The organism is Bradyrhizobium sp. INPA03-11B (assembly GCF_040446015.1).
Taxonomy (GTDB): domain Bacteria; phylum Pseudomonadota; class Alphaproteobacteria; order Rhizobiales; family Xanthobacteraceae; genus Bradyrhizobium; species Bradyrhizobium macuxiense_A.
In genome coordinates, this window is the sequence record NZ_JASGSR010000035.1 from 1 (window position 1) to 18,905 (window position 18,905).

General features: G+C 63.4%; 15 protein-coding genes. 12 read left to right on the forward strand and 3 right to left on the reverse strand.

From position 1 onward, the window contains the following. Window positions 1-113: 113 nt before the first annotated feature. Entirely contained in the window at window positions 114-2,210 is a 2,097-nt protein-coding gene (locus QMZ05_RS16875) for a 3-hydroxyacyl-CoA dehydrogenase NAD-binding domain-containing protein (protein WP_353701769.1), read from the reverse strand. A 180-nt stretch (window positions 2,211-2,390) separates the two neighbouring features. On the opposite strand from QMZ05_RS16875, the gene QMZ05_RS16880 reads away from it, so the two are divergent. The 11 genes from QMZ05_RS16880 to QMZ05_RS16930 all read left to right on the forward strand — a co-directional run bounded on the left by QMZ05_RS16880 (window position 2,391) and on the right by QMZ05_RS16930 (window position 15,202). Further along, window positions 2,391-3,257 carry an IclR family transcriptional regulator gene (locus tag QMZ05_RS16880; RefSeq protein ID WP_353701770.1) on the forward strand — a complete coding sequence of 289 codons (867 nt, stop codon included), beginning with the start codon at window positions 2,391-2,393 and terminating at the stop codon, window positions 3,255-3,257. A 69-nt stretch (window positions 3,258-3,326) separates the two neighbouring features. Then, window positions 3,327-4,124 carry an ABC transporter ATP-binding protein gene (locus QMZ05_RS16885; protein WP_050406254.1) on the forward strand — a complete coding sequence of 266 codons (798 nt, stop codon included), beginning with the start codon at window positions 3,327-3,329 and terminating at the stop codon, window positions 4,122-4,124. Beyond that, window positions 4,121-4,834, forward strand: coding sequence for an ABC transporter ATP-binding protein (locus QMZ05_RS16890; RefSeq protein WP_353701771.1), 714 nt, complete (start codon window positions 4,121-4,123; stop codon window positions 4,832-4,834). The genes QMZ05_RS16885 and QMZ05_RS16890 overlap by 4 nt, the downstream gene beginning before the upstream one ends. Before the next feature lie 13 nt (window positions 4,835-4,847). Then, window positions 4,848-5,726, forward strand: a complete 879-nt coding sequence (locus tag QMZ05_RS16895; RefSeq protein WP_024581729.1) for a branched-chain amino acid ABC transporter permease — start codon at window positions 4,848-4,850, stop codon at window positions 5,724-5,726. Window positions 5,727-5,728: 2 nt separating this feature from the next. After that, a complete protein-coding gene (locus QMZ05_RS16900; RefSeq protein WP_146988813.1) occupies window positions 5,729-6,751 on the forward strand; it encodes a branched-chain amino acid ABC transporter permease in 1,023 nt (340 codons plus the stop codon). 90 nt (window positions 6,752-6,841) lie between these two features. Beyond that, complete coding sequence (locus QMZ05_RS16905) at window positions 6,842-8,071, forward strand: ABC transporter substrate-binding protein (protein WP_353701772.1); 1,230 nt, start codon at window positions 6,842-6,844, stop codon at window positions 8,069-8,071. 118 nt (window positions 8,072-8,189) lie between these two features. Then, window positions 8,190-9,416, forward strand: a complete 1,227-nt coding sequence (locus QMZ05_RS16910; RefSeq protein ID WP_353701773.1) for an ABC transporter substrate-binding protein — start codon at window positions 8,190-8,192, stop codon at window positions 9,414-9,416. Between the two features lie 241 nt (window positions 9,417-9,657). Beyond that, entirely contained in the window at window positions 9,658-10,884 is a 1,227-nt protein-coding gene (locus QMZ05_RS16915) for an ABC transporter substrate-binding protein (RefSeq protein ID WP_353701774.1), read from the forward strand. 159 nt (window positions 10,885-11,043) lie between these two features. Beyond that, window positions 11,044-12,270, forward strand: coding sequence for an ABC transporter substrate-binding protein (locus QMZ05_RS16920; protein WP_353701775.1), 1,227 nt, complete (start codon window positions 11,044-11,046; stop codon window positions 12,268-12,270). Window positions 12,271-12,472: 202 nt separating this feature from the next. Then, complete coding sequence (locus QMZ05_RS16925; protein WP_353701776.1) at window positions 12,473-13,705, forward strand: ABC transporter substrate-binding protein; 1,233 nt, start codon at window positions 12,473-12,475, stop codon at window positions 13,703-13,705. Window positions 13,706-13,918: 213 nt separating this feature from the next. Beyond that, complete coding sequence (locus QMZ05_RS16930; protein WP_353701777.1) at window positions 13,919-15,202, forward strand: glycerate kinase; 1,284 nt, start codon at window positions 13,919-13,921, stop codon at window positions 15,200-15,202. On the opposite strand, the gene QMZ05_RS16935 is transcribed toward QMZ05_RS16930, so the two are convergent. After that, window positions 15,199-16,452 carry a GNAT family N-acetyltransferase gene (locus tag QMZ05_RS16935; RefSeq protein ID WP_353701778.1) on the reverse strand — a complete coding sequence of 418 codons (1,254 nt, stop codon included), beginning with the start codon at window positions 16,450-16,452 and terminating at the stop codon, window positions 15,199-15,201. The two genes, QMZ05_RS16930 and QMZ05_RS16935, sit on opposite strands and share 4 nt — an antisense overlap. Before the next feature lie 226 nt (window positions 16,453-16,678). Here QMZ05_RS16935 and QMZ05_RS16940 point away from each other — a divergent pair, with 226 nt between their 5' ends. Further along, window positions 16,679-17,404 (forward strand): adenosylhopane nucleosidase, encoded by a 726-nt coding sequence (locus QMZ05_RS16940; protein WP_353701779.1) that lies wholly within the window; start codon window positions 16,679-16,681, stop codon window positions 17,402-17,404. Between the two features lie 46 nt (window positions 17,405-17,450). On the opposite strand, the gene QMZ05_RS16945 is transcribed toward QMZ05_RS16940, so the two are convergent. Beyond that, a complete protein-coding gene (locus QMZ05_RS16945; protein WP_353701780.1) occupies window positions 17,451-18,620 on the reverse strand; it encodes a saccharopine dehydrogenase NADP-binding domain-containing protein in 1,170 nt (389 codons plus the stop codon). Window positions 18,621-18,905: the final 285 nt, after the last annotated feature.

Sequence of the window (18,905 nt, forward strand, 5' to 3'; positions counted from 1 at the left end):
GGGTTGGGGAAGGGGGGTCACTCGGGCAGTCCCGATGCGGCCACCCCTCTCCCTAACTCTCCCCCACAAGGGGGGAGGGAACCCTACCAGCGAGTCCGTGGCCAGGAAGCCAATCACGCCGCCTTCGACGCTGCGGCGAGCGAGGCGAAGGTCTTGCCTTCGTCGGCGAGCTTCTTGAGCAGCGGCGCCGGCTCGAGCGAGGGATCGTTGGTCTCCTTGGCGTAGAAGGCCAGGCGATCGGCGATGTGCTTGAGGCCGACGGTGTCGGCCCAGAACATCGGGCCGCCGCGATAGATCGGCCAGCCATAGCCATAGAGCCAGACCACGTCGATATCAGACGGACGCGCCGCGATGCCCTCGGCGAGGATCTTCGCGCCCTCGTTGATCATCGGATACATCATGCGCTCGAGGATCTCGTCGTCAGTCACGACGCGCTTCTTGCGGCCGAGGCGCGCCAGCGTCTCGTCGATCAGCTTCTCGACCTCCGGATCGGGCAGCGCCGCGCGCGAGCCCGGCTCGTACTTGTAGTAGCCCTTGCCGGTCTTCTGGCCGAAGCGGCCGGCTTCACAGAGCGCATCCGCGATCTCCGACTTGATGCCGCGGTCCTTGCGCGAGCGCCAGCCGATATCGAGGCCGGCCAGATCGCCCATCGCGAACGGGCCCATCGGCATGCCGAACTTGGTGACGACGGCGTCTACCTGTTGCGGCAGTGCGCCCTCGAACAGCAGCTTCTCGGACTGCTTGCCGCGCTGCGCCAGCATGCGGTTGCCGACGAAGCCGTCGCAGACGCCGACTACGGCCGGCACCTTGGCGATCTTGCGGGCGATCGACACCGCAGTCACCAGCGCGTCGGGCGCGGTCTTGTCGGCGCGCACGATCTCGCACAGCTTCATGACGTTGGCCGGCGAGAAGAAGTGCATGCCGAGCACGTCCTGCGGACGCTTGGTCGACTGCGCGATCTCGTCGATGTTGAGGTAGGAGGTGTTGGAGGCCAGCACCGCGCCCGGCTTGGCGTATTGGTCGAGCTTGCCGAACACTTCCTTCTTGACCGCCATGGTCTCGAACACGGCCTCGATCACCAGATCGGCGTCGCCGACGTTCTCGATCCCGACGACGCCGTTGATCAGCGCCATCCGCTTGGCGGGCGCGTCCGCCGGGATGCCACCGCGCGCGGCGGTCGCTTCATAGTTCTTCTGCATGATGCCCATGCCGCGCTTGAGCTGCTCCTCGCCGGTCTCGATCAGCGTGACCGGGATGCCGGCATTGGCGAACGACATCGCGATGCCGCCGCCCATGGTGCCGGCGCCGAGGATGGCGACGCGCGCCACGTTGCGGCCCTTCGTGCCGTCGGGCACACCGGAGATCTTGGCGGCTTCGCGCTCGGCGAAGAACGCATAGCGCTGCGCCTTGGACTGGTCGCTCGAGACCAGCTTCAGGAAGCCCTCGCGCTCCTTCTTCAGGCCTTCGTCGAACGGCAGGTCGATCGCGGCACCGACGGCATCGGCAGCGGCGAACGGCGCCTCGAGGCCGCGCGACTTCTTGGTCATCGCGGCGACCGCATTGGTGAAGATCGAACGGTCGGCTTTGGCCGCCGCGAGCTTCGAGTCGTCATCGCGCAGCTTGCGCAGCGGACGCTTCTCGGCGACCACCTTGCGCGCAAATGCCTCACCGCCCGAGGCCGGACCTTCCACGATCTCCTCGATCAGGCCGGCCTTCAGCGCCGCATCGGCGCTGATCGGATCGCCGCCGACGATCATCTTGACCGCGAGTTCGGGGCCGACCGCACGCGGCAGGCGCTGGGTGCCGCCGGCGCCCGGCAGCAGGCCGAGCTTCACCTCGGGCAGGCCGAGCTTGGCGTCCTTGGTGGCGACACGGTAGTGGCAGGCCAGCGCGACCTCGAGGCCGCCGCCGAGCGCGGTGCCGTGGATCGCGGCAACGATCGGCTTCGGCGAGCTTTCCATCAGGCTCAGCACTTCGGCGAGGCCGGGCGGCTTCGGCGGCTTGCCGAATTCGGTGATGTCCGCGCCGGCGATGAAGGTGCGGCCGGCGCAGGTCAGCACGATGCCCTGGACCTGCGCATCGTCGATCGCGGCCTTGATGCACTCGAAGATGCCGCCGCGCACCGCAGCGCTGAGCGCATTCACGGGCGGACTGTTAACCGTGACCACGGCAATATTGTCATGACGTTCGAGCTTGACGACTTCACTCACCGGGACTCTCCCTGGATGCTTGTTCTTGAACTTGTGTTGAGTAGCTGCACGACTTGCGTTGAGCCGCTACGATTAGACCAATTTCGCACTGCGAAATTTAATTCCACATCTTGACACGGAGGGTTATTTTGAAGCACGAGCCTTGTCAACGAGCATGACAAGGGCAGGACAAGGATAGGGATGAAGCGCGCCAGCAAGAAGGTAGCGACCGATCGCAATTTCGTCGTCGCGCTTTCCCGCGGACTGGACGTTCTGCGCGCATTTCAACCCAATGACGGGCTGCTCGGCAATCAGGAGATTGCCGCCCGCACCAAGTTACCGAAGCCAACCATTTCCCGGCTGACCTACACGCTGACCAAGCTGGGATACCTTACACCTGTACCGAAATTCGAAAAGTATCAGCTCGCGCCGTCGGCGATGGCGCTGGGCTACGCGGCGCTCGCCAATCTCGGCGTTCGGCATTTGTCCGAACCCTATCGAGAAGAAGTGATGCGCGCGACCGGCGGCGCCGTCGCCGTCGGTGGCCGCGACCGTCACAGCATGATCTATTTCGGCCAGAGCCGGAACGGCTTGGCGCTCGGCGTGCAGCTCGACGTCGGCTCGCGCGTGCCGATCGCCACCACCGCGATGGGACGTGCCTATATTTGGGCATTGCCACCCGAGGAGCGCGCGGCTTTATTACGCGAGCTGCGGGATCACTATGGCAGCCGCTGGGCCAAGATGCGCGACGGCATCGAACGTTCCGGCGAGACGGTGGCGAAGCACGGCTTCACCATGTCGACCGGCGACTGGCAGGACGACGTCGCCGCGGTTGGCGTTGCATTGAGATTGAACGACGGAACCGGTCCCTACGCCTTCAATTGCGGCGCGCCGGCATTCCGTTTCACGGAAGATAGATTGCTCAACGACATTGGACCTCGTCTTGTCGCGATGGTAAGGAACATCGAGCAGGCGCTCGGTGGAATGGCGCCGCAATCCAAAAAAGAAGAACGCAAAAAGACCAAAGTAGGAGGGAAAGTTGCACGTTTGGCCGAGGGGATCAGATAGCCTCCATCACGTCCAGCGAAACGCATCGCAGGGCCGCTCGCACCGCTCGAAGACGGCGGGCGAGACGAGATGACGCAGGCACAGCTCGCGCAAGGGAATGATCCCTTGCTCGCGGTTCGCGACGTCAGCGTCGTGTTCGGCGGCATCATCGCACTCAATGGCGTGTCGTTCGACATGCGCCATGGACAGATCCTCGGCCTGATCGGACCGAACGGCGCCGGCAAGACGACGCTGTTCAACTGCCTGTCGCGGCTCTACCAGCCGTCGTCCGGCGACATCCTGATGGAAGGCAAGAGCATCCTGTCGCGGCCCCCGCACCGGATCGCCGAGATCGGCATCGGCCGCACCTTCCAGAACGTCGCGCTGTTTCCCAATCTGTCCGTGATCGACAATGTGCGCGTCGGCGCGCATGCGCGCACCTCGAGCGACATCGTCAGCGACTCGCTCCGTCTCGCCTGGGTCCGCCGCGGCGAGAGCGACATGAACAAGAAAGTGCACGACATCCTCGGCTATCTCGATCTCGAGGACGTCGCCCACACCGTGGTCTCGGGACTTCCGTTCGGCACCCAGAAGCGCGTCGAGCTGGCGCGCGCTTTGGCCGCAGATCCGAAGATCCTGCTGCTCGACGAGCCGGCCGGCGGCCTCAATCACGAGGAAGTCTATGTGCTCGGCGATTTGATCCGCAAAATCCGCGATGACCGTAAAATTACGGTGCTGCTGGTCGAGCATCACATGGGACTCGTGATGTCGATCGCCGACCACGTCGTCGCGCTCAATTTCGGCCGCAAGCTGGCCGAAGGCACGCCGGCCCAGGTCCAGGCCGACCCTGATGTGATCAAGGCCTATCTGGGGAGCAAGGACCAATGACAGCGATGCTCAACGTCAAGGACCTGCGCGCCTATTACGGCCAGGTCCAGGCCCTGCACGGCCTCAGCTTTTCCCTCAACGAGGGCTCGCTGACCACGCTGCTCGGCGCCAACGGCGCCGGCAAGACCACCACGCTGCGGGCGATCTGCAACATGGTGCGCTCGACCGGCGCGATCGAGTTCGAGGGCAAGCCGATCGGCACCCGTTCCACCGAGAACGTGGTCCGCCTCGGCATCGCCCATGTGCCGCAGGGCCGCGGCACCTTCACCAACATGACGGTGGAGGAGAATCTGCAGCTCGGCGCCATCAGCCGCTCCGACAAGGGCGCCATCGGCGCCGACATCGAGCGGATGTACGAGCATTTCCCGGTGCTGAAGCAGCGCTACACCCAGCAGGCCGGCACGCTGTCCGGCGGCGAGCAGCAGATGCTCGCGGTGGCGCGCGCGCTGATGCTGCGGCCGCGCCTGATGCTGCTCGACGAGCCGTCATTCGGCCTCGCGCCGCTGATCGTGCGCGACCTGTTCCGCATCCTCGGCAAGATCAATCGCGAGGAAAAGGTGACCATCCTGGTGGTCGAGCAGAATGCGCAGCTCGCGCTCGAGCTCGCCGACCAGGCCTATGTGATCGAAACCGGACGGATCGTGATGTCGGGCAATGCCAAGGACATCGCGAACAACGAAGACGTCCGCAAATCCTATCTCGGCTACTGAGGGAGCTGGCACAATGGAGCTTTTTGCCAACCAGGTCCTGGCCGGCATCGCCACGGGCGCGATCTACGCCTGCATGGCGCTCGCGGTCGTGATGATCTACCAGGCCATCGACCATCTGAATTTCGCCCAGGGCGAAATGGCGATGTTCTCGACCTTCGTGTCCTGGCAGCTGATGCAGTGGGGCGTGCCGTATTGGGGCGCCTTCGTGCTCACCGTCGCCTTCTCGTTCGCCGCCGGCATCGTCATCGAGCGGCTGCTGTTCAAGCCGCTGGCCAAGGCGCCGATCCTGACCAATGTCGCCGGCTTCATCGCGCTGTATGCGATCATCAACTCGGTCGCCGGCCTGATCTGGGACTTCACCATCAAGCAATATCCGACGCCGTTCGGCTCCTCGCCGTTCCTCGGCAGCCAGCTGATCTCGACCCACCAGGCCGGCATGATCGGCATCACGCTGCTGATGCTGCTGCTGCTGTTCTTCTTCTTCCGCTTCACCCGGGTCGGCCTTGCGATGCGCGCGGCCGCCTCGCTGCCTGAATCGGCCCGGCTGGTCGGCATCAACACCTCGTGGATGATCGCGCTCGGCTGGGGCATGGCCTCGGCGATCGGCTCGATCGCCGGCATGATGATCGCCCCGGTGGTGTTCCTCGAGCCGAACATGATGCTCGGCGTGCTGATCTACGGCTTTGCCGCAGCCGTGCTCGGCGGCCTGAGCTCGCCGTTCGGCGCCGTGATGGGCGGCTTCCTGGTCGGCATCTTCGAGAACCTCGTCGGCACCTACATCCCCGGCGTCGGCAATGAGCTGAAACTTCCGATCGCGCTTGCGCTGATCATTGTCGTCCTGGTCGTGAAACCGGCAGGCCTGTTCGGCCGCGCCATCGTCAAGCGAGTTTGATCATGAGCGCCGCTGAAGAAGTCGAAGTCGTCACCGAGGGCCAGGCCGTCGAGGCCGTGCCCAAGCGCGCCATGACGCTGGGTTATGGCACCTCGCTCGTGGTGCTCGCCGCGCTGGTCCTGATCCCACTGTTCGTGAAGAACTTCATCATCTTCCAGATGACGATGCTTCTGATCTACGGCCTTGCGGTGCTGGCGCTCAACATCCTGACCGGCGGAAGCGGCCAGTTCTCGCTCGGCCAGAGCGCGTTCTACGCCGTCGGCGCCTACACCTCGGCGATCCTGATGGAGCATGCGGGCATGAACTATGCCCTCACGCTGCCGATCGCCGGCATCGTCTGCTTCGGCTTCGGCTTCCTGTTCGGCCAGCCGGCGCTGCGGCTCTCCGGCGTCTATCTGGCGCTCGCGACCTTCGCGCTCGCGACCGCGATGCCGCAGCTGCTCAAGCTCGGCTATTTCGAGCACTGGACCGGCGGCGTCCAGGGTCTCGTGGTGACCAAGCCGGATGCGCCGTTCGGCCTGCCGCTGTCGCAGGACATGTGGCTGTACTACTTCACCCTGGTGGTCACGATCGCGATCTACGTCGCCTCGGTGAACCTGCTGCGCTCGCGCTCCGGCCGGGCCTTCATGGCGATCCGCGACAACGAGATCGCGGCGTCCGCGATGGGCGTCGACGTCGCGCTGTACAAGACGCTGGCGTTCGGCGTCTCGGCCGGCATCACCGGCGTCGCCGGCGGTCTCGGCGCCATCGCGGTGCAGTTCGTGGCGCCGGACGGCTACACCATCCAGCTCGCGATCTCGCTGTTCCTCGGCATGGTGGTCGGCGGCGTCGGCTGGCTGCCCGGCTCGATCGTCGGCTCCGCCTTCATCATCTTCGTGCCGAACATTGCCGAAGGCATCTCCAAGGGCCTTTCGGGTGCGGTGTTCGGCGTGCTGCTGTTCCTCGTCATCTTCCTCGTGCCGCACGGCGCCAGGCAGGTTGCGATCGTTGCCCAGCAATTGGCCGCAAAGCTCAAGAAGAACTAAGAGCATGATCCGGAAAAGTGCGAAGCGGTTTTCCGGAAGAGATCATGCTCAAACCAGTTAAGAGCCTATAGAACCAAACCAGGAGACATTATGCTTTCTACCGTTCGGATCGCCGCGATTTCCGCGGCGATCGTCGCTGTTGCCGCGACGTCCACCGCCGCATTCGCCCAAAAGAAATACGACACCGGCGCGAGCGATACCGAGATCAAGGTCGGCAACATCATCCCCTATTCGGGACCAGCCTCCGCCTACGGCGTGATCGGCAAGACCGAAGAAGCCTATTTCAAGATGATCAACGACCGCGGCGGCATCAACGGCCGCAAGGTCAATTTCGTCAGCTATGACGACGCCTATTCGCCGCCGAAGGCGGTCGAGCAGGTGCGCAAGCTGGTCGAGAGCGACGAAGTGCTGCTGGTCTTCAACCCGCTCGGCACGCCGTCCAACACCGCGATCCAGAAATACCTGAACTCCAAGAAGATCCCGCAGCTGTTCGTCGCCACCGGCGCCACCAAGTGGAACGATCCGAAGAACTTCCCGTGGACCATGGGCTGGCAGCCGAGCTACCAGAGCGAAGCCCAGATCTACGCCAAGTGGCTGATGAAGGAGAAGCCCGACGCCAAGGTCGCGATCCTCTATCAGAACGACGACTTCGGCAAAGACTACCTCAAGGGCACCAAGGATGGTTTTGGCGCCAAGGCCGCCACGAGCATCATGATGGAGGAGAGCTACGAGATCTCCGAGCCATCGATCGACAGCCACATCGTCAAGATCAAGGCCGCCAATCCGGACGTGCTGCTGATCTACACGACGCCGAAGTTCGGCGCGCAGACCATCAAGAAGACCGCCGAACTCGGCTGGAAGCCGCTGCAGATCATCACCAACGTGTCGGCCTCGGTCGGCAGCGTGATGCAGCCGGCCGGCTTCGACAACGCCCAGGGCGTGCTGTCGGCGGCCTATGCCAAGGACGGTGCCGATCCGCAGTGGGCCAACGATCCGAACATGAAGAAGTGGGCCGAGTTTCTCGACAAGTACATGCCGGGCGCCGACAAGACCGACGGCGGCTACGTCTACGGCTATGGTGCCGCCCAGACGCTCGCCAAGGTGCTCGAAATGTGCGGCGACGATCTCACCCGCGCCAACGTCATGAAGCAGGCGGCGAGCCTGAAGGACTTCACGCCCGACACCCTGCTGCCCGGCGTCAAGATCAACACCTCGGCCACCGACTTCGCCCCGATCGCCCAGCTGCAAATGCAGCGCTTCAAGGGCCAGAAGTGGGAGCTGTTCGGCGACATCATTTCCGGCGATGTCCCCTCGGAGTGAGGTTGCACTGCGGGAATAAAACGACAGCCTCCGCGATACCCGTCGCGGGGGCTTTTTGTTGACGCCCCGCGCCGATGGTATTGAATACCCGAAACGAAGAACCCGAGGTGGGGAAACCATGACTGCCGCACGTCCGTCCCTGACGGCGCTGTTGTCCGCATTCGCTCTGATCCTGACGAGCTGCAATGTCGCGCTGGCGCAGAAGAAATACGACACCGGGGCCAGCGACACCGAGATCAAGATCGGCAACACCGCGCCCTACAGCGGCCCCGCCTCAGCCTATGGCGTGATCGGCAGGACCGAGGCGGCCTACTTCAAGATGATCAACGAGGCCGGCGGTATCCACGGCCGCAAGATCACCTTCATCTCCTATGACGACAGCTACTCGCCGGCCAAGACCGTGGAGCAAACCCGCAAGCTGGTCGAGGACGACGGGGTGCTGCTGGTGTTCGGCTCGGTCGGTACCGCAACCAACGCTTCGATCCGAAAGTACATGAACGAGAAGCAGGTGCCGCAGCTGTTCGTCGGTTCCGGCGGCTCCAAGTGGAACGACCCCAACAACTATCCGTGGACCATGGGCTGGCAGCCGTCCTACCAGGACGAGGCGCGGGTCTACGCAAAATACATCATGAAGCACAAGCCCGACGCCAAGGTCGCCGTACTCTTCCAGAATGACGACTTCGGCAAGGACTACCTCAAGGGCCTGAAGGACGCTTTCGGCGACAAGGCGTCGATGATCGTCGCCGAGGAGGCTTATGAAACCTCCGAACCCGCGATCGACAATCACATCGTCAAGCTGAAGGCCGCCGGCGCCGATACGTTCATCAGCGTCACGTCACCGAAATTTGCGGCGCAGGCGATCAAGAAGGCCGCCGAAATCGCGTGGACGCCGCTGCAGATCGTCGCCAATGTCTCGGCCTCGGTCGGCGGCGTGATGCAGCCGGCCGGCTTCGAAAATTCGCAGGGCATCCTGTCGGCGTCCTACATCAAGGACGGCGCCGATCCGCAATGGAATCAGGATCCCGGCATGCAGAAATTCCTTGCCTTCCTCAAGAAGGATTATCCCGACGCCAACAAGCTCGACGGCGCCACCTCCTACGGCTACGCCGCCGCACAGACCATGGTGCACGTGCTGGAGATGTGCGGCGACGATCTCACCCGCGCCAACATCATGAAGCAGGCGGCGAGCCTGAAGGATTATGTCCCCGACACGCTGCTGCCGGGCATCAGCATCAACACCTCGGCGACCGACTTCGCGCCGATCAAGCAATTGCGCTTGATGCGCTTCAAGGGCGAGAAGTGGGAGCTGTTCGGCGACATCATTTCGAGCAATCTGAGCAACTGATCTTCGCGGACTGCCGCTGGCATCCGCGCGCGCAACTCAACAGCGTCGCGAGCACTCACCGCAATCTCCGCGGTTGGCTCCGCCAGATCGGCGAGCGCGACTAAAGACGCAGCCCCTTCGGCCATGCCGCGGGGGCTTTTCGTTGAGACGCCCCAGGTAAGATGATAGCTTTTGCTGACAACAATGAGCCCTCGAAACAGGGGGCCGCGACACATCATCTGCCATCAGGGAGAGAAACCGTATGTCTGCAATACGACATCTGGCGGCAATTGCCGTTGCGCTCGCGCTCGTCTCCGCATCCTGCAGCGCGGCACTTGCCCAGAAGAAGTACGACACCGGCGCCAGCGACACCGAAATCAAGATCGGCAACATCATGCCGTATAGCGGAGCAGCTTCCGCCTATGGCGTGATCGGAAAGACCGAGGACGCCTATTTCCGCAAGATCAATGCCGAAGGCGGCATCAACGGCCGCAAGATCACCTTCATCAGCTACGACGACGCCTACACGCCGCCGAAGACCGTCGAGCAGGCGCGCAAGCTGGTCGAGAGCGACGAAGTGCTGATGATCTTCAATTCGCTCGGCACGCCGCCGAACTCGGCGATCCAGAAATACATGAACCAGAAGAAGGTGCCGCAACTGTTCGTCGCCACCGGCGCCACCAAGTGGAATGACCCGAAGGAGTTTCCATGGACCATGGGCTGGCAGCCCAACTACCAGAGCGAATCGATCATCTATGCGAAGTACATCCTGAAGAACAAGCCGGACGCGAAGATCGCGGTGCTCTACCAGAACGACGACTACGGCAAGGATTACCTGAAGGGATTCAAGGACGGGCTCGGCAGCAAGGCGGCGTCGATGATCGTCGCCGAGGACAGCTACGAGGTCACGGAGCCGACCATCGATTCCCACATCGTCAGGCTCAAGGCCTCCGGCGCCGACGTGTTCTTCAACATCACCACGCCGAAATTCGCGGCCCAGGCGATCAAGAAGAACAATGAGCTCGGCTGGCATCCGATGCACTTCCTCAACAACGTCTCGTCCTCGATCGGCAGCGTGATCAAGCCGGCGGGCTTCGAGGCCGCCCAGGGCATCATCTCGTCGCAATACCTGAAGGATCCGACCGATCCGCAGTGGAAGACCGACAAGGGAATGATCGCCTGGAACGAATTCCTGGATAAGTACTACCCCGACGCAAACCGCGCCGACGCGTCCGTGATGTACGCCTACACCGTCGCGCAGGGCCTCGAGCATGTGCTGCGGGCGTGCGGCGACAATCTGACGCGCGAGAACATCATGAAGCAGGCCGCCAGCATCCGCGACCTTGAGCTCGACGGCTTGCTGCCGGGCATCAAGGTCAACACCTCGGCGACCGACTTCGCACCGCTTTCGCAACTGCAACTGATGCGGTTCAAGGGCGAGACCTGGGATCGCTTTGGCGACATCTTGAGCGGCGACGTCGGCGGTTAACCCTTAAATGTCGACTAAGGACGCGGCCCCTGCGGCGTTGTCGCAGGGGCTTTTCATTGAGACGGGCCGCCTGAGATGGTAGTCATTGCAGTCAAATAACAGAGCCCTCGAAACAAGGGGCCGCGACACATTCGTCTGACAACAGGGAGAGAGACATCAATGTCCGCTACCACAAGACTTGCGGTCCTCGGGGCCGCGCTAGCGCTCGTCGCGACGTCCGGCAGCGCTGCGCTGGCCCAGAAGAAATACGACACCGGCGCCACGGACACCGAGATCAAGATCGGCAACATCATGCCCTACAGCGGCCCCGCTTCCGCCTACGGCATCATCGGCCGCACCGAGGCCGCCTATTTCAAGAAGATCAACGACGCCGGCGGCATCAACGGCCGCAAGATCAACTTCATCTCCTACGATGACGCCTACTCGCCGCCGAAGGCCGTGGAGCAGGCCCGCAAGCTGGTCGAAAGCGACGAGGTGCTGCTGATCTTCAACTCGCTCGGCACGCCGTCGAACTCGGCGATCCAGAAATACATGAACTCCAAGAAGGTGCCGCAACTGTTCGTCGCCACCGGCGCCACCAAGTGGAACGATCCGAAGGACTTTCCCTGGACCATGGGCTGGCAGCCCAACTACCAGAGCGAGACCCAGATCTACGCCAAGTACATCCTGAAGAACATGCCGAACGCCAAGATCGCGGTGCTGTACCAGAACGACGATTACGGCAAGGACTATCTGAAGGGCCTGAAGGACGGCCTCGGCCAGAAGGCCGCCAGCATGATCGTCGCCGAGGAGAGCTTCGAGACCTCCCAGCCGACCATCGACAGCAACATCGTCAAGCTGAAGGCGAGCAACGCCGACGTCTTCACCGACATCGCGACGCCGAAATTCGCGGCTCAGGCGATCAAGAAGGCCGCCGAGATCGGCTGGAAGCCGACCCACTTCCTCAACAACGTGTCGGCCTCGGTCGGCAGCGTGATCAAACCGGCCGGCTTCGAGAACGCGCAGGACATCATCTCCGCCGCCTATCTGAAGGATGCCTCCGACAAGCAGTGGGACAATGATCCCGGCATGAAGGAATTCTACGCCTTCATGGCCAAGGACTTCCCGGAGGGCGACAAGCTCGACGGCGGCACCGTGGTCGGCTTCGGCGTGGCGCAGACGCTGGTGCAGGTGCTGAAGCAGTGCGGCGACAACCTGACCCGCGAGAACATCATGAAGCAGGCGGCGAGCCTGCAGGATTTCCGCACCGAGGTGCTGTTGCCCGGCATCAAGATCAATACCGCCGCAAACGATTTCGCCCCGATCAGCCAGTTGCAGCTGATGAAGTTCAAGGGCGAGAAATGGGAACTGTTCGGCGAGGTCATCAGCGCCGACGTCGGCGGCTGATTGTCGCGCCGACGGTCGACTGACAACGGCCCCCTGCGATACCGTCGCAGGGGGCTTTTTCATTGGCCTTTTCATTGGCCATGGCGGCTGCTCGCCGGCCGCCCCCGCGCGATGCCTGCTTACGCTTTGCCTGGCAATGCGCTAGGAAACCCGACAAGAAACCGTCGCCCCTGCGGCGGCAACAACAAGGAGTTTTCGGGAAATGCCGAAGCCGATCCGCCACCGTGTCGCAACCGCCCTGCTCGGCCTCGCCGTCGCCGCCGCGACCGGACACGCCGCCTGGGCGCAGAAGAAATACGACACCGGTGCGAGCGACACCGAGATCAAGATCGGCAATATCGTGCCCTATAGCGGCCCGGCGTCGGCCTATGGCGTGGTCGGCAAGGCGATGACCGCGGTGTTCAAGAAGGTCAACGACGACGGCGGCATCAACGGCCGCAAGATCAACTTCATCTCCTACGATGACGCCTATTCGCCGCCGAAAGCGGTCGAGCAGGCCCGCAAGTTGGTCGAGAGCGACGAGGTGCTGTTCCTGTTCGGCACGCTCGGCACCGCTTCCAACACCGCGATCCAGAAATATCTCAACGCCAAGAAGGTGCCGCAGCTGTTCGTCGCGACCGGCGCCACCAAATGGAACGATCCGAAGGCGTTCCCGTGGACCATGGGCTGGCTGCCGAGCTACCAGAGCGAGTCGCGGATCTACGCGAAATATCTGCTCAAGGAGAAGCCCACCGCCAAGGTCGCGGTGCTCTACCAGAACGACGACATGGGCAAGGACTACCTGAAGGGCCTGGAAGACGGCTTCGCCGGCGATCCCGCGCGGATCGCCGCCAAGGAGAGCTACGAAGTCGCCGAACCCACCATCGATTCCCATGTGGTGCGGCTGAAATCCTCCAATCCCGACGTCATCATCTTCTTCACCACGCCGAAATTCGGCGCCCAGGCGATCAAGAAGCTCGGCGAAATGAACTGGAAGCCGGTGACGATCGTCTCCAACGTCTCGGCCTCCACCGCAACCGTGATGCGCCCGGCCGGGCTCGACAACGCGCAGGGCGTGATCTCGGCAGCCTACGCCAAGGACGCCAGCGATCCGCAGTGGAAGGACGACGCCGGCATGAAGGCGTTCGACGAATTGCTCGCCAAGTACATGCCCGACACCAACCGCGTCGATGCCTCGGCAATGACCGGCTACAACATGGCGACCACCATGGTCGAGGTGCTCCGCCGCTGCGGCGACGACCTCACCCGCGCCAATGTGATGAAGCAGGCGGCGAGCCTGAAGCAGTTTGCGCAGGGCGGCCTGCTGCCCGGCGTGACGCTGTCGACCGGTCCGAACGACTTCCAGCCGATCGAGCAACTGCAGCTGATGCAGTTCAAGGGCGAGCGCTGGCAATTGTTCGGCGACGTCATCAGCGGCGAGATTGGCGGCAACTGAGCTCGATACGACGCCATTGGTTGCGCCGCGGCCTCCGCGGTTTCATTTCACCTCTCCCGCTTGCGGCGGAGGTCGGATCGCATCAAAGATGCGATTCGGGTGGGGGCTCTCTCCACCATGTGAGCAGCGGCGATACCCCCACCCTGGCCCTCCCCCGCAAGCGGGAGAGGGAACGGAAACCAACGGCGCCTCCCGTCCGAAGAAAGCACAGCCATGACCGACCGACGTCCATTCCTGCGTTCGATCTTCGATGCTGCGGTAGCAGCTGCGCATCCCGATGTCGTGCTGGCGTCGCGGCTGCGGCCGGTGCCGAAGGGTCGCGTGATCTGCCTCGCCGCCGGCAAGGGCGCCGGCGCCATGGCCGCGGCGGCGGAGCGGCACTATCTCGACACGCTCGGCCTCGAGCCGTCGCGGCTGGTCGGCATCGCCACCACCCGCCACGGCCATGGCGTGCCGACCCGCCGCATCAAGGTGGTCGAGGCCGGCCACCCCGTGCCCGATGAGGCCGGCCTGCGCGCGGCCGACGATACGCTGCGGCTGGCGGCCGAAGCCACGCCCGACGATCTGCTGCTGGTGCTGCTGACCGGCGGCGGCTCGGCGAACTGGATCGCACCCGTCGAGGGCGTGAGCTTTGCCCAGAAGCAGCAGGTCAACCGCGCCCTGCTGCGCTCCGGCGCGCCGATCGGCGAGATGAACACCGTCCGCAAGCATCTGTCGCGGATCAAGGGTGGACGGCTGGCGCGCGCCGGCCAGCACGCCGCCGAGATCGTCACGCTGGCGATCTCGGACGTGCCGCATGACGATCCCTCCGCGATCGCCTCGGGGCCGACGGTGCCGGATCCGACCACGCTGTCGGATGCCCGCGCGCTGGTCGCCAAGTACAATCTCTCCGTCGATGATGCGGTCCGCCGCGCGCTCGACGATCCCAACAATGAGAGCTGCAAGCCCGGCGATCCCGCCTTTGCGCGGGCGACGTTCGAGCTGCTGGCAAAGCCGAAGGCCTCGATCGACGCCGCAGTGAAGGTCGCGCAGGATGCCGGCTACGAGACGATCGCGCTCGGCGCCGATCTCGAAGGCGAGGCCCGCGAGATCGCGGCCGCGCACGCGCGGCTTGCGCTCAAGGCGCGCAGCGAAGGCAAGCGCGTTGCGATCATTTCCGGCGGCGAGCTCACCGTGACCGTGCGCGGCAATGGCCGCGGCGGCCCCAACCAGGAATACGCGCTGGCGCTCGCCGACCTGCTCAAGGATGCGCCCGACATTTCGGCGCTCGCCGCCGACACCGACGGCGCCGATGGCGGCGCCGGCAGCGCGACCGACCCCGCAGGCGCGGTGATCGATCAGGCGACGTTCGCGAAGATGAAATCGATCGGCCTCGATCCCAAGGCGTATCTCGAGAACAACGATGCCACGGGGTTCTTCGCGCAGACCGGCGATCTGCTGCTGACCGGACCGACGCTGACCAATGTCAACGATGTCCGGGTGATCCTGGTGGATTAGGCCGTATCCTCGATGGACCCAGGGCCAGTCTCGGGCTGCGCCCAAAGCTCCTGATAGTTACGAAACTTCGCAAGCGTCTCGTCATATCGCGTCGGCTCGAGCACCGGCAAAATGCGCTTCAACGCGGCGTTGATCGGCGTGGAGGTGTGCCGAACGTATAGGTCGATCGGGTCAAGCAAGTGCCTCAGGTGCAGCTTCGGATCATAATTCAGCCCGCCGCTGCGAAACCATTGGTACCCGTTGGCGATTGCCCAGCTCACCATGTCGCGAAACACGTAATGATAGAGATGCAGGTCTAAGGCGACATCGTAATCGAGGCCTATGTACTCCGCATAAATCGCGTCACCGTGTACCATGCACGCAGCAAACGCGACGATCCGCTCGTTCTGACGCCAGAGGAAGAAGCGGACCTTGTCCCCCATCCGCCGCCCCAAGTCGCAGAAGTATTGTTCTGTCAGCTTTTCGAAGTGCAGTTTCGAACGCTGATAGACTTGGAGATACAATGGATAGATCTGCGAGATCACCGGCGTCGCGTCGTTGATGACGCTCATCTCGATGGGTGGGAAGGCCTGCGCTGTCGCCTCAAATTTCTTGCGAAGCTTCTTGCGGGTTGCGCTGTTGAGCGCTTGATTCATGTAGTCATCGAAATTGGCGTAATCGATGCAAAGCCTGGTCATGGGCAGGCTGGGGATGCGGGTGAACCCGTGAGCAATCAGGCAGTCGAGGATTGATCGGTATCGCGCCGGAAACTCCTTGAATACGATCAGCCGCGCCCCGAGCCTGCGAGCATGTACTGCAATCGTTGAGGCCAGCAGTTCCATGCGGCCCCGATGGCAGGCCTCGTCCCCGTCAAGATGACCTTCCCCGGCGACGCACCCCACCATGAGCGCACGGGCGCGCATCAGACCTGGCCACATCCGGCGAACGGCGTCGATCAGCACGCCAAACCGCGGGCTCGCACCGGCTAGCAAATCCAGGTCCATCAGGAAAAAAGGCTGTACAGCATAGGCCTGGTCAACCGCATCCCTAATGACGAAATACCCGTATTCGAACTCGGGATGAAGGGTATCCTCGACCAACTCATAGTATCGATGATCCTTGCGCTCGTTCGCGAAGGCGAACTGCCAGCGCGGACAATGCTCCAAATCGTTCCGCACAATGACTTGGAGACGCCATGGATATTGCATCGGTTCGCGCCCCGCGAGGGCGCCGATTTGGCTCGTCGAGTGCGCTGTTCCAGCCTCCGGCACGATCTCACGCTCGCCACCGATCCCGGCCCGTAGGGCAGCATTTATCACGACGGCAAAACAAAGCAGCTGACATATCCGTCAGAAACTAACTCATTAGTCATTTGCGATCGGGTGCTGGAGCAGAACACTCATGACACGGCCCACATGCATTGGCGCCAATGATACAAGTGCGTGCCTTGCGGTGCGCGGGCACCCGTCGTCCAGCGCGGCATCCGGGAGTGGACTCATGGCAGCGGTGATTGGAGTCACGGGACTTGCATTTGAGGCACGGATCGCCGCAGACCTGCATGCGCAGGCGATCTGCGGAGGCGATGGCAGCGCGCTCGCGGAGTCTCTCGCGTCGGCAATTGCTGAGGATTGCGACGGTCTCATCAGCTTTGGCATCGCGGGCGGCCTTTCGCCCGATCTCCCGGCAGGCGCATGCATCGTAGGATCGACGATCGTTTCGGAAACGATTCAGCTCTCCACTGATCGGAACTGGTCGCAAGCCTTGCTTCGACTCATCCCCGGTTCGATCTATGGCCCTATCGCCGGCGTGACAACCATCGCCATGCATCCAGAGGCGAAGCGCTCGCTGCATATGAGCACAGGCGCACTGGCGGTCGACAACGAATCCCATGTGGCGGCGAGTGTCGCTGCAGCGCGCGGCCTGCCTATGACTGCCCTCCGCGTTATCATGGATCCGGCCGGCCGGCGGCTTCCTACCGCTGCATTGGCTGCAGTGCGTGCAAACGGAACGATCGATCTCGCCGCGCTGACCCGTGCGATAATGAGACAGCCGAGCGAGTTACCGATGCTGCTTCGGACCGGTCTCGACGCACTGTTCGGATTCGCAGCGCTGCTTCGCTGCCGTCAATTGCTTGGCCCTGGATTAGGGCTGCCTTCGTTGCAAGCAGATGAGTCGGAGCCAAACTCAAGCATCGTAGCGGAAGACCGTATGATCGCGCTCTAGTCGCTCTTTAACCGAACGGGCTGCTGTACCTGCCGACTGCGTGACCTCAACGCGCACTGAAAGTGAGGCCGGCGCGCTCCTTCAGACGCTTGCGCAAGGCCGGCCCCATCAGCGCGCCCGGCGTCCAGATGCCGCCCTCGCCCTGTACCTCGCGCACGAGGCAGAGAGCGCTTTCGGTGATCATCTTGCTGGTCGAGCCATAGCCCGGATCGCCGTCACCTGTGACGACCGCCTCGACCCGTCCACCGTCCAGCAACTCGCCCACGAAGAGGATGTCATAGAAGCCCTTCTCGCGCTCGTCCCGGGTCGGACCTGCGCCGGGTTTGAGACCGCCGGTCCCGAACAAGGAAACCACCGTGGCGAACGTCTCCGTCGCCACGCGACCGAATTCCCCGAATCCCGGCGCGACCATCATCTCGTCATACGCAAAGTCGGTGCCGTAGGGATGACCCAACAGGAAATTCGTACGGTGCACGTTCTTGGTGTTGATCGGCGCCATCGGGAACGGCACGAGCCACGCGTTCATGCTCGGGTCGTATTCGGGGATGAGGCCCGACGGCTGAGACGGCCCGGTGAACCCCGGCGTCAACGCGAAGGGATCGGTCAGCAGCCGGATCAGAGTCGGGTCGCGCGCCGCAGCGGCTAACGTCGCCTGAGCGCTCGCCGCGGTGCCGCCAGACATGCCGCCCTTCACCTTGCGCAGGCGGGCTTTGACCCGCCGCGCCGGGCGTCCGAATTTCTCGCGCGCCTTCTCCTGCAACGTGAGCACACCAAGATCGAACGGGATGGAATCGAAGCCACAGGAGAAGACGATGCGCGCACCGGTTCGCTTCGCCTCCTCGTGATGGGTATCGATCATGCGCCGCATCCAGGCCGGTTCTCCGCACAGATCAACATAGGCGGTGCCCGTGGCCGCGCAGGCCGCCACGAGCTCGGAACCGTGGAGCTGATAAGGCCCGACCGCCGTGATGATCACGGCCGCACGCTCGCACATCGAACGGAGACTGGCTGGCTCGGCGGCATCCGCCTTCACCAACGGTAAATCATCTGGTGCGCCGATGTCGGCACGCTCCTTCTGGAGCTTGTCGGTCGAGCGTCCTGCAATCGCCCAGGACGGAGCATCGTCACCGCGACAGGATGTCGCCAGGTATTCGGCGATGACACGGCCGGTGTAGCCCGTCGCGCCATGGACGATGAGGTCGAAGTCCCGCTTCACGGCGTTGATCCTCCTCGAAGTCCGGGAGCGCGACGTTCGCATCCTCGTGCAATCGCTCGGTACGCTTGGCGGCCACTATCGCCGGTGGGCGTGCAACGTCCGGGCGCTCCCATCGTGCGCTTGACAGAGAATATCACAGTTCCCGTCTGTGGGCGCGCACCGTCCAGCGAGAGTCATTCGCGTCGTTTTGGCCGCTCCACCTTCTTCCTGCCGGGTCGGCCATGGGAAGCTGAGCTCCAACGCCGGCCGGGAGCTTGCTGGCAGGCCGGCAACGAACGCCCGTGG

What these genes read in the sequence shown, in the direction of transcription:
- QMZ05_RS16880 (WP_353701770.1), top strand. Translation starts at nt 2,391, where the DNA reads ATGAAGCGCGCCAGCAAGAAGGTAGCGACCGATCGCAATTTCGTCGTC.
- QMZ05_RS16885 (WP_050406254.1), top strand. Translation starts at nt 3,327, where the DNA reads ATGACGCAGGCACAGCTCGCGCAAGGGAATGATCCCTTGCTCGCGGTT.
- QMZ05_RS16890 (WP_353701771.1), top strand. Translation starts at nt 4,121, where the DNA reads ATGACAGCGATGCTCAACGTCAAGGACCTGCGCGCCTATTACGGCCAG.
- QMZ05_RS16895 (WP_024581729.1), top strand. Translation starts at nt 4,848, where the DNA reads ATGGAGCTTTTTGCCAACCAGGTCCTGGCCGGCATCGCCACGGGCGCG.
- QMZ05_RS16900 (WP_146988813.1), top strand. Translation starts at nt 5,729, where the DNA reads ATGAGCGCCGCTGAAGAAGTCGAAGTCGTCACCGAGGGCCAGGCCGTC.
- QMZ05_RS16905 (WP_353701772.1), top strand. Translation starts at nt 6,842, where the DNA reads ATGCTTTCTACCGTTCGGATCGCCGCGATTTCCGCGGCGATCGTCGCT.
- QMZ05_RS16910 (WP_353701773.1), top strand. Translation starts at nt 8,190, where the DNA reads ATGACTGCCGCACGTCCGTCCCTGACGGCGCTGTTGTCCGCATTCGCT.
- QMZ05_RS16915 (WP_353701774.1), top strand. Translation starts at nt 9,658, where the DNA reads ATGTCTGCAATACGACATCTGGCGGCAATTGCCGTTGCGCTCGCGCTC.
- QMZ05_RS16920 (WP_353701775.1), top strand. Translation starts at nt 11,044, where the DNA reads ATGTCCGCTACCACAAGACTTGCGGTCCTCGGGGCCGCGCTAGCGCTC.
- QMZ05_RS16925 (WP_353701776.1), top strand. Translation starts at nt 12,473, where the DNA reads ATGCCGAAGCCGATCCGCCACCGTGTCGCAACCGCCCTGCTCGGCCTC.
- QMZ05_RS16930 (WP_353701777.1), top strand. Translation starts at nt 13,919, where the DNA reads ATGACCGACCGACGTCCATTCCTGCGTTCGATCTTCGATGCTGCGGTA.
- QMZ05_RS16940 (WP_353701779.1), top strand. Translation starts at nt 16,679, where the DNA reads ATGGCAGCGGTGATTGGAGTCACGGGACTTGCATTTGAGGCACGGATC.